The sequence below is a fragment of the Flavobacterium limicola genome, from assembly GCF_003634755.1.
In the GTDB taxonomy this organism is placed as follows: domain Bacteria; phylum Bacteroidota; class Bacteroidia; order Flavobacteriales; family Flavobacteriaceae; genus Flavobacterium; species Flavobacterium limicola.
Window position 1 is genome coordinate 564,220 of the sequence record NZ_RBXA01000003.1, and the last position, 19,309, is coordinate 583,528.

Here is a 19,309-nt window from a genome sequence, read left to right on the forward strand (position 1 = left end):
CCCACTGTGACTATGTGTGCCTCTGTGTGTCATAAATTGTCTAAAAAAAATAATCTTAGCACCTCAGATTTTGAGGTACAAATGAGATACAAATGGAATCAAAATAACACACAATATCAAAAAGATAATATAAATAAAAACGAGTTATAATATTGTTTGTCAATATTATAACTCGTTTATTTGTTGTTATTTTGTGATACTTTGTTCTACTACTTCCCGATGCAGAAATTAGCAAATATATTTCCTAACAATTCGTCATTAGTAACCTGTCCCGTAATCATTCCAAATTGATACAAAGCTTCCTTAATATCTAATGACATCAAATCGGAGGACAAGTTCGTTTCAAGGCCAAATTTTACTTTTTGTATTTCATCCAAAGCTTTTAGTAAAGAATCGTAATGTCTTGTATTGGTTACGATTGTTTCATTATTCCGTAATGCTCCAGTATTGACAAACGAAAGTAATTGATTCTTTAACTCCTCAACACCTAGTTTTTCTTTTGCAGAAATTAATAAGATTTCTGGAATTTCAGCTTTTAGATTTACAATTTCACTTTCCTCGAGTTTGTCGGCTTTGTTGCCAATAATCACAAGTGGCTTTAATGGAAATTGGTTTTTAATTTTTTCCAGTTCTATTTTTAACTTTAAACCTGATACTTTAAACTCGGAACTGTCAAATAGGAAAACGACAACCTGCGCTTGTTCAATTTTTTCAAAAGTCTTGCGAATCCCGATGCTTTCCACCACATCTTCCGTTTCCCTAATTCCAGCGGTATCTATGAATCTAAATCCGATTCCGCCAATCACTAATTCATCTTCAATAGTGTCACGCGTTGTTCCGGCAATTTCCGAAACTATAGCTCGCTCTTCATTCAATAAAGCATTCAAAAGTGTCGATTTCCCTACATTAGGTTCACCCACAATAGCTACAGGAATTCCGTTTTTAATCACATTTCCTACGGCAAACGAATCGATTAATCGTTTGAGTACGAATTCAATTCTGTTCAATAATTCGTGAAATTGAGTTCGGTCAGCAAATTCTACATCTTCTTCGGCAAAGTCTAATTCGAGTTCGATTAGTGAAGCAAAATTCAATAATTCTTCTCTTAATTTTGCTATTTCGTTTGAGAAACCACCACGCATTTGTTGCATTGCAATTTGGTGTGAAGCTTCATTATCGGATGAAATTAAATCGGCAACGGCTTCTGCTTGGGACAAATCCAGTTTTCCGTTTAAAAATGCTCTTAACGTAAATTCACCAGCATCAGCCATTCGACAGCCTTTTCGAAGCAATAATTGAATAATTTGCTGTTGTATATAAGTAGAACCGTGACACGAAATTTCAATCGTGTTTTCGCCTGTATAGGAATTTGGCCCTTTGAAAATGGATACCAGAACTTCATCCAAAGTTTTGGAGCCATCCATAATATGCCCTAAATGTAAGGTATGCGTTTTTTGAGTTGTTAATTCTTTGTTTTTGATGGATTTAAAAACAGAATTTCCAATAGTAATGGCATCTTGGCCGGAAATCCGAATTACGGCTATAGCTCCAGCTCCCGAAGGAGTTGCCAATGCCACTATGGAATCTTGAGGTATCATATTTAAATTCAATTTGATACAAAAGTAAGCAAAATAGACATGGCTTTAAGACTCGATTATTAAACCATTAACTTTATTTTTTGTTAAAAATTAGCCAAACTGATAATTATCATTCTATTTTGTTTTTTGTTTTGTAAATTTATATAAATAATTGATTTGCAATAATTTAACTGTATTATGAAAAAAATTCTATTTCCTACCGACTTTTCAGAAGTTTCCAAAAACGCGTTTATTTACGCATTGAAATTGGCAGAATCGATTAATGCTGAAATAGTTACAATGCATGTTTACCAATTGCCTCAAGCCAATTATGTTAATGTTTCTGAGTATTTACATGAAATTTATGATGTAACTGAACTTAGTAATTTTGAGAATTACAAAGATGAAGTTCCTGTTTTAAGAAAAATTGCGGAAGCAAACAATTTAACTCACATCAAAATAAGTCATGTTTTGATTTTGGGAAATTTGGTTCCAGAAATAAAAAAAATAACCGAGAATGAAAATTTCGATTTCGTAGTTATGGGAACCAAAGGCGCCACTGGTCTTAAAGAAACTTTTTTCGGTACGATAGCCACAAAAGTTATGAATGATGTCAAAGCATTAGTTTTGGCAATACCGGAGCACTGTAAATATCATCCTATCGAAAAAATACTGTTCATTACACAATACAAACCGGAGGATACAGGTTCTTTTGTAAGAGTTCTGTCTTTGTCCAAAATATTTAAAGCACATATTGATTGCCTTCGTGTAGCGTCTCCGCATCATGAAGTTAAAGACGACACTAGAGAAGATTGGAAGGTATTAGTAGAAAATAATGAAGTTACATTTCACTATATCAAAGGAGAAGATGTGGAAGGAATTATTTTAAATTTTATCGATTTGCATAAAATTAATTTGATAGCAATGCATGTGTATCACAGAAATTTCTTTGAGAAAATTTTCGAAATTAGTCTTTCAAAAAAATTAGCATTTCACATCAATGTACCGATTCTTGCCATTCATGAATAAAATTAATTTCGATTTGAATACTCGAAAAATTCTCAATATTTAGTAGTAAATGAATCCTTTAAAAGCATAATAAAAATGAAAAAAATTCTCTTTCCAACCGACTTTTCTACAGTAGCTACAAATGCTTTTGTACATGCTTTAGAATTTGCAAAAATAGTTCACGGGGAACTTGTTTTATTGCACACTTTTGAACTGCCAATTTATGACAATCAGTTTTTTCCTGAAAATTACGCGGTCATTTATGATTCATTAGAGTTAGCGCAATTTGATATGTTTAAAGAGGAAATCCCAAAATTGCGGGCTATAGCCGAAGAGCGTCATTTGGATAAAATAAAGATGTCTCATAGGCTCATGGATGGGGATTTGCTCCATAATATTAAAAAATGTATCAAAGAAGATAAAATAGATTTTGTCATAATGGGAACTTCCGGAGCCACGGGATGGGATGCTTTTTTTATGGGCACCAATACAGGTTCTGTAATTTCCGGAATAGATGTTCCTATGTTGTGTGTTCCAATAGAAGCCAAATTCAAGAAAATTGAAGTTATTGGATTCACAACTCGTTTTAGAACCAAAGATAAAAAAGCCTTAAAAATGGTGTTGGATATTGCCAAAAAAACGAAAGCAAAAGTAAAGTGCTTGTATGTAAAAACCAGTGATTCTGATGTCTCTAAAGATACAGTTGCTAAATGGGAAGAAGAATTTATTAATGAACCCATTGAATTTTTTGTCATTAACAGCGACGAAGTCAAAGAAACTATTCTGGATTTTATAATGTATAAAGAAGTTGATGTCCTGACAATGCTTACGTATAAAAGAGGTTTTTTTGAAGGGATTTTTAAACCTAGTTTAACAAAAAAAATAGCTACGAATTTTGATATTCCAATTCTAGCCATTCACATTGATTGATTCCGTGTTAATTCAATTGAAATCTTGAATTCTATGTAGTTTGGCATCGCCATTGCCTTTTAATTTAGACCTCAAAGTAATCTATTTCGTTATATTTGCAATTCATCAAATTGAATTATGGAAATATACAAAGCAAAAAAGATTCGCTTTTCAACGGCATTAACTGCAATCAATAAAAAGTACAATAGTATAAGTATTTTAAGACTTTTTACTATTGTACTTTTTTTGGTTTCTATTTATTATTATATGAAAAATAGCGAAGTTATTCTCATAGCTTCCGCCATTTTTCTTTTTGGATTATTCGTTGTCTTGATGCGAATCCATTCTAAATTAGTTTTCGAAAAGCAAGTTAATCAAGCCTTATTGGACATTAATGAAAATGAAATTTCCTATTTGGAAAGAAATAAAATTCCTTTTGAAAACGGACAGGAATTCAATGATTTTCACCATCCGTATGCATATGATTTAGATATTTTTGGCGAACATTCCTTGTTCCAAAACTTGAATAGAACGGCTACTTTTATTGGAAAAAAAACATTCGCAAACCAATTGTTAACACTTCTGTCAAATGATGAAATTACCAGAAATCATCAAGCGGTAAAAGAATTATCTGAAAAATTAGATTGGCGTCAGGAATTTTTGGCTTTCGCCAAAGTAAGCAACGACAATCAATCAAATTACGAGACGCTACTTAAGTGGAGTACATTCAATAGTAAGCCTTTATCTAAAATAAGTATTTTTATTTCCTATTTTTCACCACTTCTTTTTCTGGGAGTTCTGATTGCTTATTTAGTGACTTCTAATACCTTTTTTGCTTCTGTTTTGTCGTATTTGTTTGTTATTAATTTAATGATTTTAGGACGTTTTATTAAGCGAATCCAAGCTGAAGTAGCTAATTCCACAAACATTGATAAAACTATTCATCAATATAGTTTGCTGTTGCAAAAAATTGAAAACGAATCTTTTCAATCACAAAAATTAATCGATTTGCAGCAAAAACTAATGTTCAAAAAAGAAAATGCCAGCGTTCATTTTAAACAATTAGCAGGCTTGTTTTCAAATATGGACAGCATCAGTAATTTCGTAACGGCTACCGTTTTCAATGGAACTTTTCTGTTTAATTTACACGTTTTAAAATCATTAATTCAATGGAAAAATGATCACGCTGAAGCTTTAGAAAATTGGCTGGAAGTTATTGGTGAATTCGAAATGCTAAACAGCTTGGCTAATTTTTCGTATAATAATCCAGAGTTTGTTTATCCAACATTAAACACCAATTTTGAAATTGATTTCACGGATTTAAGTCATCCTTTATTGAATGAAAAAACCAGAATAGGAAATGATGTGCGTTTTCATCCCGAATCATTTATGATTTTAACGGGTTCTAATATGTCCGGTAAAAGTACTTTTCTAAGAAGTTTGGGAATAAACATGGTTTTATCAGGAATGGGTTCGGCGGTTTGTGCTAGTCACGCTAATGTGCATCCGTTACCCGTTTTAGTTTCCATGCGATTATCCGATTCTTTGTCTGATAGTGAATCGTATTTCTTTGCCGAAATCAAGCGCTTAAAGCAAATCATGGACGAATTGGAAAACAGACCCGCATTTGTTTTATTGGACGAAATATTGCGCGGAACAAATTCAGATGATAAACGCAACGGAACAATTGAAGTGGTCAAAAAAGTTATTGGAAAAAAAGCTGTTGGAGCTATTGCAACGCACGATATTGAAGTTTGCTTAACCACAAATGAGTATCCAAATATATTAACTAACAAATGTTTTGAAGTAGAGATTATCAATAATGAACTCCATTTCGATTATAAACTTAGGGATGGAATTTGTAAAAATAGAAGCGCTACATTCTTGATGAAAAAAATGGGAGTGATTTAATTAGTATTGAGTGTTCAGTTTGTCTTTGCGAGGAACGAAGCAAAAACACTATAACGAGCAGTCATTATAATCATTTAAACGAAATATCAAAGAGATTCCTTATTCGATACTGACAAAAATATAGGTGAATAAAAGCAAAAAACCGTCTAATAATTAAACGAGACGGTTTTTTAAATATAAAAATGGTTTGGTTAATAGCGTATTTTAAACTGAACTAGCTGTTCAGCATTACCGGCATTACAAGCATAGTAACTGTTTCACCTTCTTCTAATCCATCAACGGGAGTTAGGATTCCGGCTCTGTTTGGTAATGACATTTCAAGCATAATCATATCGGATTGTAAGTTCGTCAACATTTCAGTCAAGAAACGGGAATTGTATCCTATTTGCATATCATCACCTTGATAATCACATGTCAATCTTTCTTCCGCCTTGTTTGAATAATCAATATCTTCAGCAGAAACATTCAATTCAGCACCAGCGATTTTCAAACGAATTTGGTGAGTTGTTTTATTCGAAAAGATAGCAACACGACGTACAGAACTCAAAAATTGAGAACGATCAATCATCAATTTATTTGGATTTTCTTTAGGAATTACCGCTTCGTAATTTGGATATTTTCCATCAATCAAACGGCACATTAAAACATAATTGTCAAAAGAAAAAGTAGCATTCGAATCGTTGTATTCAATTTTTACTTCAGCATCCGAAGTTCCAAGAATATTTTTTAAGATGTTCAAAGGTTTCTTTGGCATAATAAAATCAGCGACTTGAGAAGCTGTTACATCAGTACGTGCATATTTTACTAATTTATGAGCATCAGTTGCTACAAAAGTCAATCCTTGTGGCGAAAACTGGAAAAATACACCCGACATTACCGGACGTAAATCATCATTTCCGGCAGCAAATATTGTTTTGCTTATGGCTGTTGCCAAAACATCAGCAGGAACAAGTGTTACAGATGGATCGTCTAAGTTTACCGATTTTGGGAATTCATCTCCAGGAGCATAAGCTAAAGCATATTTTCCAGAATTAGAACTGATTTCTATCGTACTATTTTCTTCAACAGTAAAAGTTAAAGGCTGTTCTGGGAATGTTTTAAGGATTTCCAAAAGTAATTTTGCAGGGACAGCAACGATTCCTTTACTTTCTGAATCAATTCCTAATGTAGCAGACATTGTTGTCTCTAAATCAGAAGCGGAAACCGTTAGCACATTATGGTCTAAGTCAAATAAAAAGTTATCTAAAATAGGCAAAGTATTACTGCTGTTGATAACGTTACCTAAAACTTGTAATTGCTTCAATAAGTACGAACTCGATACTATAAATTTCATCTGTTATGTTTTATTTTTTAAGGTATTTCTCTAATTCCGAAATACGATACATTTTACAAATATATCGTAAACTATTCTAGTTTGGAAACTTTTTTATTAACATCTATTTGCTGTATTTTCTTTTTCGAAGGAAAGTAAATCCAACACCAAAAAGGCCTAAAATAAGAATTGGAAGCCCGATAGTTAGGATTTGTGTTCGGGTATAGTTTTCATAAACTTTTTCTTTATCCAATAGAGGTAAATCAAGATCTTTACTTCGAATGTTAATAAGTCCGGTATCATCTAATAGATAATTGACACAGTTTATCAGGAAATCTTTATTATCATACAAATTTCCAGACCTTTGGTCATAACCCAATTCTACCGGTTGAAAGTTTTTATCTAATTGGTTTTTTATCAAATCTCCATCCGAAATTACAATCATTTTGTTCTTTTGTCCTGTGGCTTGAAATGTTTTTTGTTCAAATGGCAAAACTCTATTTTCAAACATAGAATGAAATGAACCTTCTAATAAAACCGAAAGTGGAATTTTCCCTTTGTTCAAGTAATCGTTTGGCGACGTTTCTTCGGCAACGATGTTCAGGTTTATCTCTGACGGAGTTCCTATTTTTTTCGAATATTGTGAAGATTCTAACAGAATGGTTTTCTTGATTCGATTTTTCAAAGTATCGATAGGATTCGCAAAATCAAATTTGATTCCACCTAAATTTTTCACAATCGGATGCAAACTGTTTGGATACACTTGTGGCGCAAACTTCCAGTTGAATTCTTGAAATTGAGTCGCACTTCCTTGTTCACCGGTGGCTAGTTTTATAGGACTTCCTTGTTCATCTTTTACTAAATCAGGATTGATTCGGATGCCGTATTTAAAGAACATATCATTCAAATTCAAATCATTTGGATAAGCTAAAGTGGCTCCAGATGAATCGTATAAACTATCCATTTCAGCCGTAACTTGGTCAATCAACCATAATGTTTTTCCACCATTGATGATAAATTGGTCCAAAACTTGTTTCTCCGCATCGGTAAACGTTTCAGTAGGTTTTGCAATAACAGCTAAGTCATATTTTTCTAAAGCTTCTAAACTTCCAACTGGATTTTTGGCAACTGAATCTAAAGTAAAAGGACCAATATGGTAACTTTCGCGCACTTGCAAAAGAAATTTAGCCATCAAAATATCTTGTAATTCACCGTTTCCTTTAATGACTGCGATTTTCTTTTGTTTGGCTTTGGTAATCTTATTCAACGCTTCGGCAATGGAGTATTCCAAATGCTGCACAGATCCAATTACTTTTTGGGTAGTTGAAGCACCCATAATGTTTTTCAGCAAAGGAATATTTACTTCCTTATTGTCATAAACGGCAATTGCCCAAGGAAAAACCATCGCTTGGGATTGCTTCCCTTTATCGTCAACGGTTATGTTTATTGGCGTAAGCCCTTTTCGATACAACTCTTTAATATTGTCCATATTGGCATCTTCATTATCCAAAGGATCTACGAATTCAAAAATGATATTTTTGTTGTACGCCTGAAATTCTTCTAGTAATTGTTTAGTTTCTTGTTGTAAACGCTTGAATTCGGCAGGTAAATCGCCTTGCATGTACACTTTTATAGACAACGGATTTTGAACTTGCTTAATAATATTCAAAGAAGTAGGGGAAAGCGTGTATCTTTTATCTTTTGTTAAATCAAAACGATGAAAAAAGGAACTTCCTATTACATTCGCAAGCACTACAATGGCTAGGATAATCAATACTGATTTTAGGTTATTTTTCTTAGAACTAGTCATTACGATTTGAAAGATTTTAGATTATAAACAGTAAATGAAAGAAAGACAACGGCTATGCTTGTAAAATAAAGAATATCTCTGGTGTCTAATACGCCTCGGCTCATGCTTTTGAAATGATCTTGCATTCCTAATGAAGCAATTATGGAAGACATATTTGGAACAACAGAAGCTAAACCTTCAAAACCGAAATAGAAGAAAAAACATAAAAATACGGCTACAATAAAAGCTACAATTTGGTTGTCAGATAAGGTTGATGTGAATATTCCAATAGCTGAATAAGCGCCAATCAGGAATAATAATCCAAAATAAGAACCAATCGTGCTTCCCATATCGATATTGCCTTCTGGCATTCCTAAACTAGAAATTACGGCTACATAAATAAATGTTGGAATTATCGCCATTACAATCAAAAGCAAAGCGCCAAGAAATTTTCCATTTACAATTTGCCAAATGCTCAATGGTTTCGTCAGCAATAATTCTAATGTTCCTTGTTTTTTTTCATCCGAAAAACTACGCATTGTTACCGCGGGAATCAAGAATATTAAAATCCAGGGTGCTAAGGTAAAAAACGGTGTCAAATCAGCAAAACCGGTATTCAGAATGTTATAATCTCCTTCAAAAACCCAAAGAAACAGTCCATTGATAATTAGAAAAATGGCAATAACTAAATAACCTATGGGCGAACCGAAAAAGGATTTTATTTCTCGTAATACTATTGATTTCATTTATTTTTTTGTTTAAAGTTTCAAATGTTTAAGGTTTAAAGTTCCCAATCCAACAACTTTAAACCTTAAACTTTAAACTATTTTTTATTCTAAACTTACTAATTTATCCACACTCCACGCTTCTGGTTTGTCGTTGAATAATTTCTTGGTGAATGTCCAAACATCATAAAAAAGTTCGGAATTCCTGTAATTTTCCAAATCAGCTTCAGTTTCCCAATAGCTGTAAGTGAAGAAAATACTTTTGTTATTTTTATCCTGATACAATTCTAAGAAACGATTTCCGGGCGCATTTCGTATTTTATCTTTCATTAACTCAAAGTTTTCCAAAAATGCAGGAATATGCTCCTCGTGAAAACTCAATTTTACTATTCGTACAAACATTTAGATTTATGATTTTAGATTAACGATTTATGATTCCTTAACACTGCTACCTGAACACTATATTTATTATATCTCTATAATTCAATCCAAGTAAGCTATTCGCTGAACCTACTTTGGATGGATTGCTTCTAAAAATGGCAATTTCAAGAAAACCGGCTTCATTGAAAATCGCTAATTTTTCGCCCTCATATGATTTAATAGGATATTTATCAGAACTCGCAATTGCGGAATAGTTGGGCAAAATTGTTTTAATATTTTTGGTTTTCAAAACAATTTCATAAGGTCTTCCTTTGGCAACTTCGATAAAATATTTTTTAGAAATATTAGTAATTACATTTCCAAAATGGTCAATGTAAATCACATGACCTTTTAATGAATTCCCATCAGCGGAAAGAACAGCTTGTAAGTCGGTTACTTGTTTAATACTATTTATTTCTTTCCCAATAACGTTCATCAAGCCGCCCTTAGCAAGATGACAGGCTACGGTTACAAACACATCTAAATCTGCAGCATCACTGGGTAAACGATCGTGAATGTTTATCGCTACAATTTTTTGAGGGACAATTTTTTGCGAAAGCATGCTCAAAATACCATTATCGGCAGCAATAAAATAATGATCGTTCCATTGCATCACAATATGTTGGTTTTCCTTATTGTGTTCCATATCCACACCAATAAGGTGAACAGTGCCTTTTGGAAAGCTCGCATAAGATGCTCCAATAATGTAACTGGCTTCTACCGTGTTGAATGGGTCAATTTCATGAGAAATGTCAATGATTTTAGCTTCGGAATACTCAGACAAAATTTTCCCTTTCAACGCACCTACAAAGTGATCTTTCAAGCCGTAATCGGTAGTTAGGGTAATTATTGACATAAATTTGTTTATAACTATTGGTGTTATGTAAACCTAATTTTATTAAATTTGAGAAGTGCAAAGCTAATAATAGTAAACTCAAAAAACGAAAAACAAAAAACAATTTCTTTTTTAAAACTAGAAATATACCCGACAGCCAATTGATTTATAAAAAAATTAATTCCAATTTAAAACTACCTCATTTGAACGAAAGAATAATCGAGCTCATAGACATCGCTCCAAAAGACTTTTGGGGCGCTCAAGACACTCATCTTGAAACAATTAAAAAATATTATCCAAAATTGAAAATTGTCGCTCGGGGAACAACTTTAAAAGCTTTTGGAGAAAAAGAAGTTTTAGACGAGTTCGAAAAACGTTTTCAGCGATTAATGGTGCACTTTTCAAGATACAATAACATTGATAATAATGTAATCGAACGCGTTATTTTAGGCGATGTTCAGGAAGACAGAAAATTTCAAGGTCAGGATAAAATATTAGTGCATGGAGTAGGAGGAAAAATTATAAAGGCTATGACTCCCAATCAGCAATTGCTGGTGGATACCATGGAAAAAAATGATATGGTTTTTGCCGTTGGACCAGCCGGAACCGGAAAAACCTACACCGGAGTTGCCATGGCAATTAAAGCACTGAAAGAAAAACAAGTTAAACGTATCATTCTAACGCGCCCCGCAGTTGAAGCAGGGGAGAACCTTGGTTTTCTTCCGGGTGATATGAAGGAAAAATTGGATCCGTACATGCAACCTTTATATGATGCTTTGCGCGATATGTTACCTAATGAAAAGCTCGAAGATTATATTTTAAAGGGAATTATCCAAATTGCGCCTTTGGCATTTATGCGAGGTAGAACATTGGATAATGCTTTTGTAATTTTGGATGAAGCCCAAAATACTACGCATTCCCAAATGAAAATGTTTCTTACCCGTATGGGAAAAAGTGCTAAATTTATGATTACTGGTGATCCAGGTCAGGTCGATTTACCACGAAGAACCATTTCCGGACTCAAAGAAGCCTTATTGGTTTTGAAAGATATTGATGGAATTGGAATCATTTATTTAGACGACAAAGACATTGTACGTCATAGATTAGTCAAAAAAGTAATTGACGCCTATAAAATGATTGAAAATAACGATTAACAAATTCCCAAAATTTTGAAGCGGAAAGCAAGTTCATTTTCAGTAGAGAATGGATTTACTTTCAGCTTTACTATTTTAAAAAACAAAAGTTAATATCTAAAGCTTTAAATAAAATCCAATTGATTCCTTTTGTATGTCTTATAAATGCAATAAATTTGGAATTAATAAAATTTCAGTTAAAAGAAATGATTTTAAAAGATAAAATTAAAGTAGTTATCAGTGATTTAGACGGAACTTTACTCAATTCAGATCACAAAATTTCCCAATATACCAAAACTGTTTTTCAAGAACTTCACAATCAAAATTATTTAATTATTGTAGCAACTGGTCGCCACCACTTGGATGCGATGCCAATTGTAGCAGGACTGGATGTTCCTTTATATTTAGTTACTTCAAATGGAGCGCGCATACATTCTCCTGAAAAAGAGCTTCTTTTTTCTATAAATATGGAAAGCGACGCCATAAAATCTGTTTTGTCTTTAGATATTGATCCTGAAATAACAACCGTATTGTTCAGAGAAAATGTTTGGCAAACCAACAAGCACAATGAAAAATTAAACGAATTTCAACCTGAAGTAAATTATCATCCTGAACTTGTCGATTTTTCCAATTTAGAGGATTTGAGCGCTATAAAAGTTTTTTTTACACATCCTAAACATTCAAAATTAATTGAATTACGCGATAAAATTTTAGAAAATCATACCGGACTTTTTAGCCATGCGTTTAGTTTGCCTTTTTGTTTAGAATTTATGGATAAGTCAGTGGACAAAAGTGTTGCGATTGCTAAAATTCTGGAGAAAGAGAATTTTGTTTTCGAACAAACAATTGCTTTTGGTGATGGCTATAATGATGAAAATATGCTAAAATCCTCTGGAAAATCTTTAGTTATGGGCAATGCACCTGAAAGCCTGAAAAATAAACTTTCCCATTTAGAAGTGATTTTGACTAACGATAATGAAGGAGTTGCGAAATATATCGCTCAAGAATTACTGAATAATTAATTTTGTTAACCAACCATATTTCCCAATTTACATTAAAATTAAAACCAAATGAACAAAAAAATAATCCTTGCCATCTCTGTTTTGTTTTCCATAACAATGCAAAGTCAAATGCTAAAACTTGAAGAAATCATGAAAGGCAACGCTTTCATTGGAGCGCAACCTGAAAATGAAAGATGGTCTTTAGATGGACAGAAAGTTTATTTTGATTGGAATCCAAATAATGAATTGGGTACAAGTACTTATTTTTGGAAAAACGGCTTATCAAAACCGGAATTGGCATTACCAAATGAAGCCGCTTTTTCAAAATTTGATTTCAAAAAAACAACCAATCCGGATTTGTATTATTACATTGATAAAGGAAGACTGTTCTCGTATTCACTGAAAAGTAAAACCTCTAAAAAATTATACCAACAAAGCAGTCCAATTTCTAATTTACAAATGGGCGCTGTTGCAGGAATATTGTATTTCAGACAAAATGAAAATCTTTTTCAGTTTAATACGAATGAAGGTTCTATTATTCAAATCACCAACTTTCGTAAAGGAAAATCAGATGAGAAAGTCGCTGATAAAGAATCTTTTTTGAAAAGCCAACAGGAAGAATTATTTCAATTCGTCAGAGATCAAGAAGCGTTGAAGAAATGGAATTTGGCAAAATCAAAAACTACAAAATCGGATTTTCCAAAGCCGTATTATTATGGAAAAAACACTTTTGGAAGCTTGAAAGTGGATCCAAAAGGAAATTTCGCCACCTTTAGATTAATAGAGGAATCAGAACGAAAAAGTGAAAAAATGGAACTTTTTATAACTGCCGATGGTTACAACCAAATTGAAGATACGAAGGAAAAAGTTTCTGTAGACAATTTGTTGGCAACCAAATTCGGGATTTACAACATCGCCAAGGATTCTGTTTATTTCATTAATTTTTCATCGTTGAGTCACATTCAGGATGTTCCTAAATATTTTGAAACCTATGAAAAATCAAAAACTGCAGCAAAAAAGGACAAACTAATTTTAGTTCAGGAACCTGTTTACAATGAAAATGGTTCTTATTCCATTGCCGAAATCAGGAGTCAAGATAACAAAGATCGATGGATTGTCAGTTTAAATCTTGAGAAAGGAACCTTTCAAGAATTAGACCATCAACATGATGAAGCTTGGATTGGCGGACCCGGAATTCCTTCTAATTCTTATGGAAGAGGAACGCTAGGATTTTTGGGCGACAACGAAACTGTTTATTTTCAGTCCGAAGAAACTGGTTATTCTCATTTGTATTCATATAATTTAAAGTCAAAAAAGAAAATCCAACTCACTAAAGGAGATTGGGAAGTGCGCAACGTAAGTTTGGCAAAAGACAGAAAGTCGTTTTATTTGACGACAACAACGACACATCCGGGAAACAGAAATTTTTATAAATTAGACGTTGCAAATGCTGTTTTGCAACCTATTTTAACTAAAGATGGTGCTCATGAAGTTAATTTGTCTCCAGATGAAACTACTTTATTGGTTCGTTATTCCTATAAAAATAAACCTTGGGAATTGTATGTAGCGCCTAATAAAAAGAATTCTAACTTAAATCAGATAACATCATCAACATCGGAAAGTTTCAAAGGATATTCTTGGCGTGAACCGGAAGTAATTACTTTTAAGGCGCAGGATGGAACTCCAGTAAATGCCAGATTATACAAGCCACAAACTGCAAATGCAAACGAAGCAGCAATCTTGTTTGTACATGGAGCTGGTTACTTGCAAAATGCACATAATTATTGGAGTACGTACCACAGAGAATACATGTTTCATAATTTATTGGTCGATTTAGGCTATACCGTTTTGGATATTGATTATAGAGGCAGCGATGGATATGGGCGTGATTTTAGAACAGGAATTTACCGTTTTATGGGCGGGAAAGATTTAACAGATCAAATTGACGGCAAGAAATATCTAGTCGAAAATCATGGAATTGATGCTTCAAAAGTTGGGATTTATGGAGGTTCTTACGGAGGTTTCATCACGTTGATGGGAATGTTAACAACTCCAAAAGAGTTTGCCTCTGGAGCTGCTTTGCGTTCTGTAACTGATTGGGCACATTACAATCATGGCTACACCGGAAATATTCTTAATTTCCCAGAAACAGATCCGGATGCTTACAAAAAAAGTTCACCAATCTATTTTGCGGATAATTTACAAGGTGATTTATTGATGCTTCACGGAATGGTTGATGACAATGTAGAATACAAAGACATTGTTCGTTTGTCTCAACGTTTTATAGAACTAGGCAAGAAAAAATGGAGTTTATCCAGTTTTCCAGTGGAAGCCCACGGTTTTAAAGAAACATATTCTTGGGTTGACGAATACAGCCGAATCTTAAATTTATTTAATGAAACGTTGCTTAAAAAATAACTTTAAATATAAAAATGAAATTTAAGAGTTCTGTTCTTTGCGAAACTCTATGAAATAGTTTTAAATTTGCAGGAACTAAAAATAAACACACACACATAACTAGTATAATGAGCAACACCATCACAACTACTGATTTTAATTTTCCAAACCAGAAATCTGTTTACCGAGGTAAAGTAAGAGAAGTGTATAATATCAATGATGAACTTTTGGTTATGGTAGCTACAGACAGGCTTTCGGCTTTTGATGTAGTTTTGCCAAAAGGAATTCCATATAAAGGTCAAATTCTTAACCAGATTGCTACTAAATTCATGGAATTGACTGAGGACATTGTTCCTAACTGGTTAATTGCAACTCCTGATCCTAACGTTGCTGTAGGTCATTTATGTGAGCCTTTCAAAGTGGAAATGGTGATTCGTGGCTATCTTTCGGGGCATGCTGCGCGTGAATACGCTCTTGGCAAAAGAGAAATTTGTGGAGTTTCAATGCCTGACTATTTGAAAGAAAATGATAAATTCCCAGAACCTATTATTACGCCGACTACTAAAGCAGATAATGGAGAACATGATGCTGATATTTCTCGTGAGGATATTTTATCGAAAGGAATTGTTTCTGAAGAAGATTATGTTGTTTTAGAAAAATTCACAAGAGATTTGTTTCAAAGAGGAACTGAAATTGCTGCCAGTCGTGGTTTGATTTTGGTGGATACTAAATATGAGTTTGGAAAAACTAAAGAAGGTGTAATTGTATTGATTGACGAAATTCATACTCCAGATTCTTCTCGTTATTTTTACGCTGAAGGTTACCAAGAAAGACAAAATAATAGTGAAGAACAAAAACAATTATCGAAAGAGTTTGTTCGTCGTTGGTTAATCGAAAATGGTTTTCAAGGACTCGAAGGGCAACAAATTCCTGATATGACTGACGAATATATTGAAACAGTTTCTGAAAGATATATTGAATTATACGAAAATATTTTAGGAGAGAAATTTGTAAAAGCAGACATCAGTAATATAGATGAAAGAATAGAGAAAAATGTTTTGGAATATCTAGCGAACAGATAGAACCATTTCAATAAAATAAAAAACCGCAATTCATAATTTTGAATTGCGGTTTTTTTTATTTTTTAAATGATGATTCATAACAAGTAATCCATTCATTTATTGACATTTTTTGGACGAGTTCAGCAATTAAGTCAAACGGAATTTGGTTCATCTTTTTAAATCGGATGCAACTTTTTCCCATGTCTAATTTTTGTTTGCTGTGTTTTGGGTATTCGGAGACAAACCAATTCAGTAATTCCGGTTTGGCGTAAATACCAATGTGGTAAAGCGCAATGAAATTTTTTTGAGAAGCGATGTTAATAAAGGGTAACGGGAGTTTTGGTTCGCAATGATAGCCGCCAGGATAAATAGAATGTGGCGCTACATAACCAATCATGCCGTAGGACATTTGTTCAACAAATCCTTTTGGAATATTTTCTAGAATAGTTTCTCGGAGTTTTGTAAAAGCTATTTTTCTTTCCAATGGAATTTCTTCTAAATACTCTTCGATTGATGTGGCGGTTGATTGCATTTTTATGAATTGTTTGAGTAAATTTAATAAAAAAACCGCAATTCATAATTTGAACTGCAGTTTTTAGCCCCGATTACTTCACTTTGCTTCTACTTTCAGCGGAGTTCAGTGAACTTCGTTTGAAGAGGAAATCCTTTTCCTTTTTGCTGCCAAAAAGGAAAAGATTGCAATCTCGTTTTTAGAACGAGACGGGATTAGCTTCTAAAAAAAACTATTTGAAATAAGAGAATGTTTCTTCGTTTTCTAACTTCAACAAGGTTTCGTAAATTAATTTAATCACGTTTTCAACATCGTCACGATGCACCATTTCAACCGTAGTGTGCATATAACGCAACGGCAAGGATATCAAAGCCGAAGCTACACCGCCATTACTGTAAGCAAAAGCATCCGTATCTGTGCCGGTAACACGAGAAGAAGCCAGTCTTTGGAACGGAATTTCTTTTGCCATAGCAGTTTCTAAAATCAATTCTCTTAAATTATTCTGAACAGCCGGCGCATAAGTAACTACCGGACCTTTACCAATTTTTGTATCACCTTCAATTTTCTTTTCAATCATTGGAGTAGTGGAGTCATGACAAACATCAGTGACAATCGCTACGTTTGGTTTGATGGTTTTGGTAATCATTTCTGCACCACGAAGACCTACTTCTTCCTGAACCGAATTGGTTATATACAATCCGAAAGGAAGTTTTATTTTGTTTTCATGAAGCAATCGAGCCACTTCGGCAATCATAAATCCACCCATACGGTTGTCGATCGCGCGACAAACAAATTTGTTTTCGTTCAAAATCATGAATTCATCAGGATACGTTATCACGCAACCTACATGAACACCCATTTTATCTACCTGTTCTTTAGTTTCACAACCAATGTCAATAAATAGATTGTCAACTTTTGCCACTTCTTCTTTTCCTCTATTGCGGGTATGAATAGCCGGCCAACCAAAAACACCTTTTACAATTCCTGCTTTAGTATGAATATTAACGCGTTTTGAAGGTGCAATTTGGTGATCCGAACCACCATTTCTAATCACGTAGATTAATCCATCATCCGTAATATAATTTACGTACCATGAAATTTCGTCAGCATGACCTTCAATTACGACCTTATAAGGTGCATCCGGATTTATGATTCCAACAGCAGAACCGTAGGTATCCGTTATAAAAGTATCTACATAAGGTTTCAAGTATTTCATCCATAATTTCTGGCCACCACTTTCATAACCTGTGGGTGATGCATTATTAAGGTAATTCTCTAAAAACTCAAGTGATGACTTGTTTAATATTGATTTAGTGCTCATAAAATTATTTTTTTGCTAAATTATAAATTTGGCATTACAGTTGTGTATATAATGTATAATTTTGGCAATTAAATTTTCCTATATGAAGCTAATTAAATTTTTTTTGTTTTTTATATTTACCACTATGTTTGTTAATGCACAGGTAATACCTCAGGATACCACAAAGATGGGCTATGAGTTAGAAGATGACGAATCTATTCTTAATGATACTATTCAATTACCAGAAGTGTTAATATATAAGGGAAAAACGGATCCCGAAGCAAAAAAGCAATTCTTGCTTCTTCAAAGTAGGGTATATAAAACCTATCCTTATGCAAAACTAGCTTCGGAGCGATTGACCATTCTTAATAAAGGAATGGCAAACCTTAAAACCAATAAGGAGAAAAAAAGATACTTTAAAATAGTAGAAAGTTATTTGAGTGATGAGTTCGAAGCCAAGCTCAAAAAGCTTTCCCGCAAACAAGGTCAAATATTGGTAAAGTTAATTCATCGCCAAACTGGCACCACAACATATGAATTAGTAAAAAGCCTCAAAAGTGGGTGGAAAGCATTTTGGTCAAATACGGCGGCAAGTATGTTTGATATTAATTTAAAAACAAAGTATGCACCTTTCGATGTCAATGAAGACTATCTGATAGAAACGATATTAGTGCGAGCATTTGATTCCGGAAGATTGCAAAACCAGAATCCTGCAAAACCAGTTGATTATGATAATCTAACTGATTCCTGGGAGTCCAGAGCTGAAAAGCTGAAAAAATAATTTTCTTTCGGGCGTTCCTTATCAATACAAAAAGGCGATTATCAAAAAAGATAATCGCCTTTTTGTATTGATAAGTCGGGCTATTTGCTACAAGTCCTCGTCTCGTCCGAAAAGACGAGACTGTGGGCTTTTTGCTGCTATCCCTAACGCGAGTTTAGAATAATTAGGATATTCAGTTCAATCAAGAGTAGAAGAACTCATATCAAGATGATAAATCCGGTTACCTTATATATAGGAGATAATGAAAAAGGGATTTTGGTTACTATATAAGGTATAGTATAAAACCATTTTATTGATGCAGACGAGTTTCTTTTGTTCAAATACTGGCAAGGCAGGCTGTTTTGAAGGAGTATAGCTTAGTGAAGAGCTTATAAAAGATGAATAAAGATTGAATTTTGAAAGCTTTAGTAAATAACGAAGGGTAGTTGATAGGCGTGCAATGGTACTAAAATCGGCGATTTTGATTAGAAATGGCGTTCATGGGTTGTTGGGTTGCTGTTTTGTGTAAAAAACTTCACACTTCAAAAACCATGTTTTCAGTATGTTAAAGTAAAAGTTAAGAAAAGGGTAAAAAAAGAGTTTAAAAAAGCTTGTAAAAGCGAATAAAGGTGGTACTTTTGCACCCGCAACAACGCAGCC

Annotated in this window: 16 protein-coding genes; 8 read left to right on the forward strand and 8 right to left on the reverse strand. The window is 33.5% G+C overall.

Annotation, left to right across the window (positions count from 1 at the left end):
• Positions 1–209: 209 nt before the first annotated feature.
• A complete protein-coding gene (mnmE, locus tag BC952_RS12440; protein WP_121365941.1) occupies positions 210–1,598 on the reverse strand; it encodes a tRNA uridine-5-carboxymethylaminomethyl(34) synthesis GTPase MnmE in 1,389 nt (462 codons plus the stop codon).
• 177 nt (positions 1,599–1,775) lie between these two features.
• Here mnmE and BC952_RS12445 point away from each other — a divergent pair, with 177 nt between their 5' ends.
• The 3 genes from BC952_RS12445 (at position 1,776) to BC952_RS12455 (ending at position 5,405) form a co-directional block, all read left to right on the forward strand.
• Positions 1,776–2,606, forward strand: coding sequence for a universal stress protein (locus BC952_RS12445; RefSeq protein ID WP_121365942.1), 831 nt, complete (start codon positions 1,776–1,778; stop codon positions 2,604–2,606).
• Between the two features lie 75 nt (positions 2,607–2,681).
• Positions 2,682–3,515, forward strand: coding sequence for a universal stress protein (locus tag BC952_RS12450; RefSeq protein ID WP_121365943.1), 834 nt, complete (start codon positions 2,682–2,684; stop codon positions 3,513–3,515).
• Positions 3,516–3,632: 117 nt separating this feature from the next.
• Positions 3,633–5,405, forward strand: a complete 1,773-nt coding sequence (locus BC952_RS12455; protein ID WP_121365944.1) for a MutS-related protein — start codon at positions 3,633–3,635, stop codon at positions 5,403–5,405.
• A 214-nt stretch (positions 5,406–5,619) separates the two neighbouring features.
• Here the strand turns inward: BC952_RS12455 and dnaN are convergent, their stop codons facing one another.
• The 5 genes from dnaN to BC952_RS12480 all read right to left on the reverse strand — a co-directional run bounded on the left by dnaN (position 5,620) and on the right by BC952_RS12480 (position 10,507).
• Entirely contained in the window at positions 5,620–6,738 is a 1,119-nt protein-coding gene (dnaN, locus tag BC952_RS12460; RefSeq protein ID WP_121365945.1) for a DNA polymerase III subunit beta, read from the reverse strand.
• Between the two features lie 103 nt (positions 6,739–6,841).
• Positions 6,842–8,527, reverse strand: a complete 1,686-nt coding sequence (gldG, locus tag BC952_RS12465) for a gliding motility-associated ABC transporter substrate-binding protein GldG (RefSeq protein WP_121365946.1) — start codon at positions 8,525–8,527, stop codon at positions 6,842–6,844.
• A complete protein-coding gene (gene gldF, locus BC952_RS12470) occupies positions 8,527–9,252 on the reverse strand; it encodes a gliding motility-associated ABC transporter permease subunit GldF (protein ID WP_121365947.1) in 726 nt (241 codons plus the stop codon). The genes gldG and gldF overlap by 1 nt, the downstream gene beginning before the upstream one ends.
• A gap of 84 nt (positions 9,253–9,336) precedes the next feature.
• Complete coding sequence (locus BC952_RS12475) at positions 9,337–9,633, reverse strand: putative quinol monooxygenase (protein WP_121365948.1); 297 nt, start codon at positions 9,631–9,633, stop codon at positions 9,337–9,339.
• Positions 9,634–9,679: 46 nt separating this feature from the next.
• Positions 9,680–10,507 (reverse strand): SAM hydrolase/SAM-dependent halogenase family protein, encoded by an 828-nt coding sequence (locus BC952_RS12480; RefSeq protein WP_121365949.1) that lies wholly within the window; start codon positions 10,505–10,507, stop codon positions 9,680–9,682.
• 182 nt (positions 10,508–10,689) lie between these two features.
• Between BC952_RS12480 and BC952_RS12485 the strand changes: the two genes are divergently transcribed.
• The 4 genes from BC952_RS12485 to BC952_RS12500 all read left to right on the forward strand — a co-directional run bounded on the left by BC952_RS12485 (position 10,690) and on the right by BC952_RS12500 (position 16,099).
• The gene (locus BC952_RS12485) at positions 10,690–11,640 is read left to right on the forward strand and encodes a PhoH family protein (protein ID WP_121365984.1); all 951 of its coding nucleotides are present in this window, start codon (positions 10,690–10,692) and stop codon (positions 11,638–11,640) included.
• A 155-nt stretch (positions 11,641–11,795) separates the two neighbouring features.
• A complete protein-coding gene (locus BC952_RS12490) occupies positions 11,796–12,641 on the forward strand; it encodes an HAD family hydrolase (protein ID WP_341866851.1) in 846 nt (281 codons plus the stop codon).
• Positions 12,642–12,689: 48 nt separating this feature from the next.
• The gene (locus BC952_RS12495) at positions 12,690–15,038 is read left to right on the forward strand and encodes a S9 family peptidase (RefSeq protein ID WP_121365950.1); all 2,349 of its coding nucleotides are present in this window, start codon (positions 12,690–12,692) and stop codon (positions 15,036–15,038) included.
• A gap of 107 nt (positions 15,039–15,145) precedes the next feature.
• Entirely contained in the window at positions 15,146–16,099 is a 954-nt protein-coding gene (locus BC952_RS12500; protein WP_121365951.1) for a phosphoribosylaminoimidazolesuccinocarboxamide synthase, read from the forward strand.
• A 55-nt stretch (positions 16,100–16,154) separates the two neighbouring features.
• Here the strand turns inward: BC952_RS12500 and BC952_RS12505 are convergent, their stop codons facing one another.
• Together BC952_RS12505 and BC952_RS12510 are read right to left on the reverse strand one after the other, a co-directional pair.
• Complete coding sequence (locus BC952_RS12505; protein WP_121365952.1) at positions 16,155–16,610, reverse strand: DUF1801 domain-containing protein; 456 nt, start codon at positions 16,608–16,610, stop codon at positions 16,155–16,157.
• Positions 16,611–16,821: 211 nt separating this feature from the next.
• Positions 16,822–17,910, reverse strand: a complete 1,089-nt coding sequence (locus BC952_RS12510; protein WP_121365953.1) for a M42 family metallopeptidase — start codon at positions 17,908–17,910, stop codon at positions 16,822–16,824.
• 82 nt (positions 17,911–17,992) lie between these two features.
• Between BC952_RS12510 and BC952_RS12515 the strand changes: the two genes are divergently transcribed.
• Positions 17,993–18,670, forward strand: a complete 678-nt coding sequence (locus BC952_RS12515; RefSeq protein WP_121365954.1) for a DUF4294 domain-containing protein — start codon at positions 17,993–17,995, stop codon at positions 18,668–18,670.
• Positions 18,671–19,309: the final 639 nt, after the last annotated feature.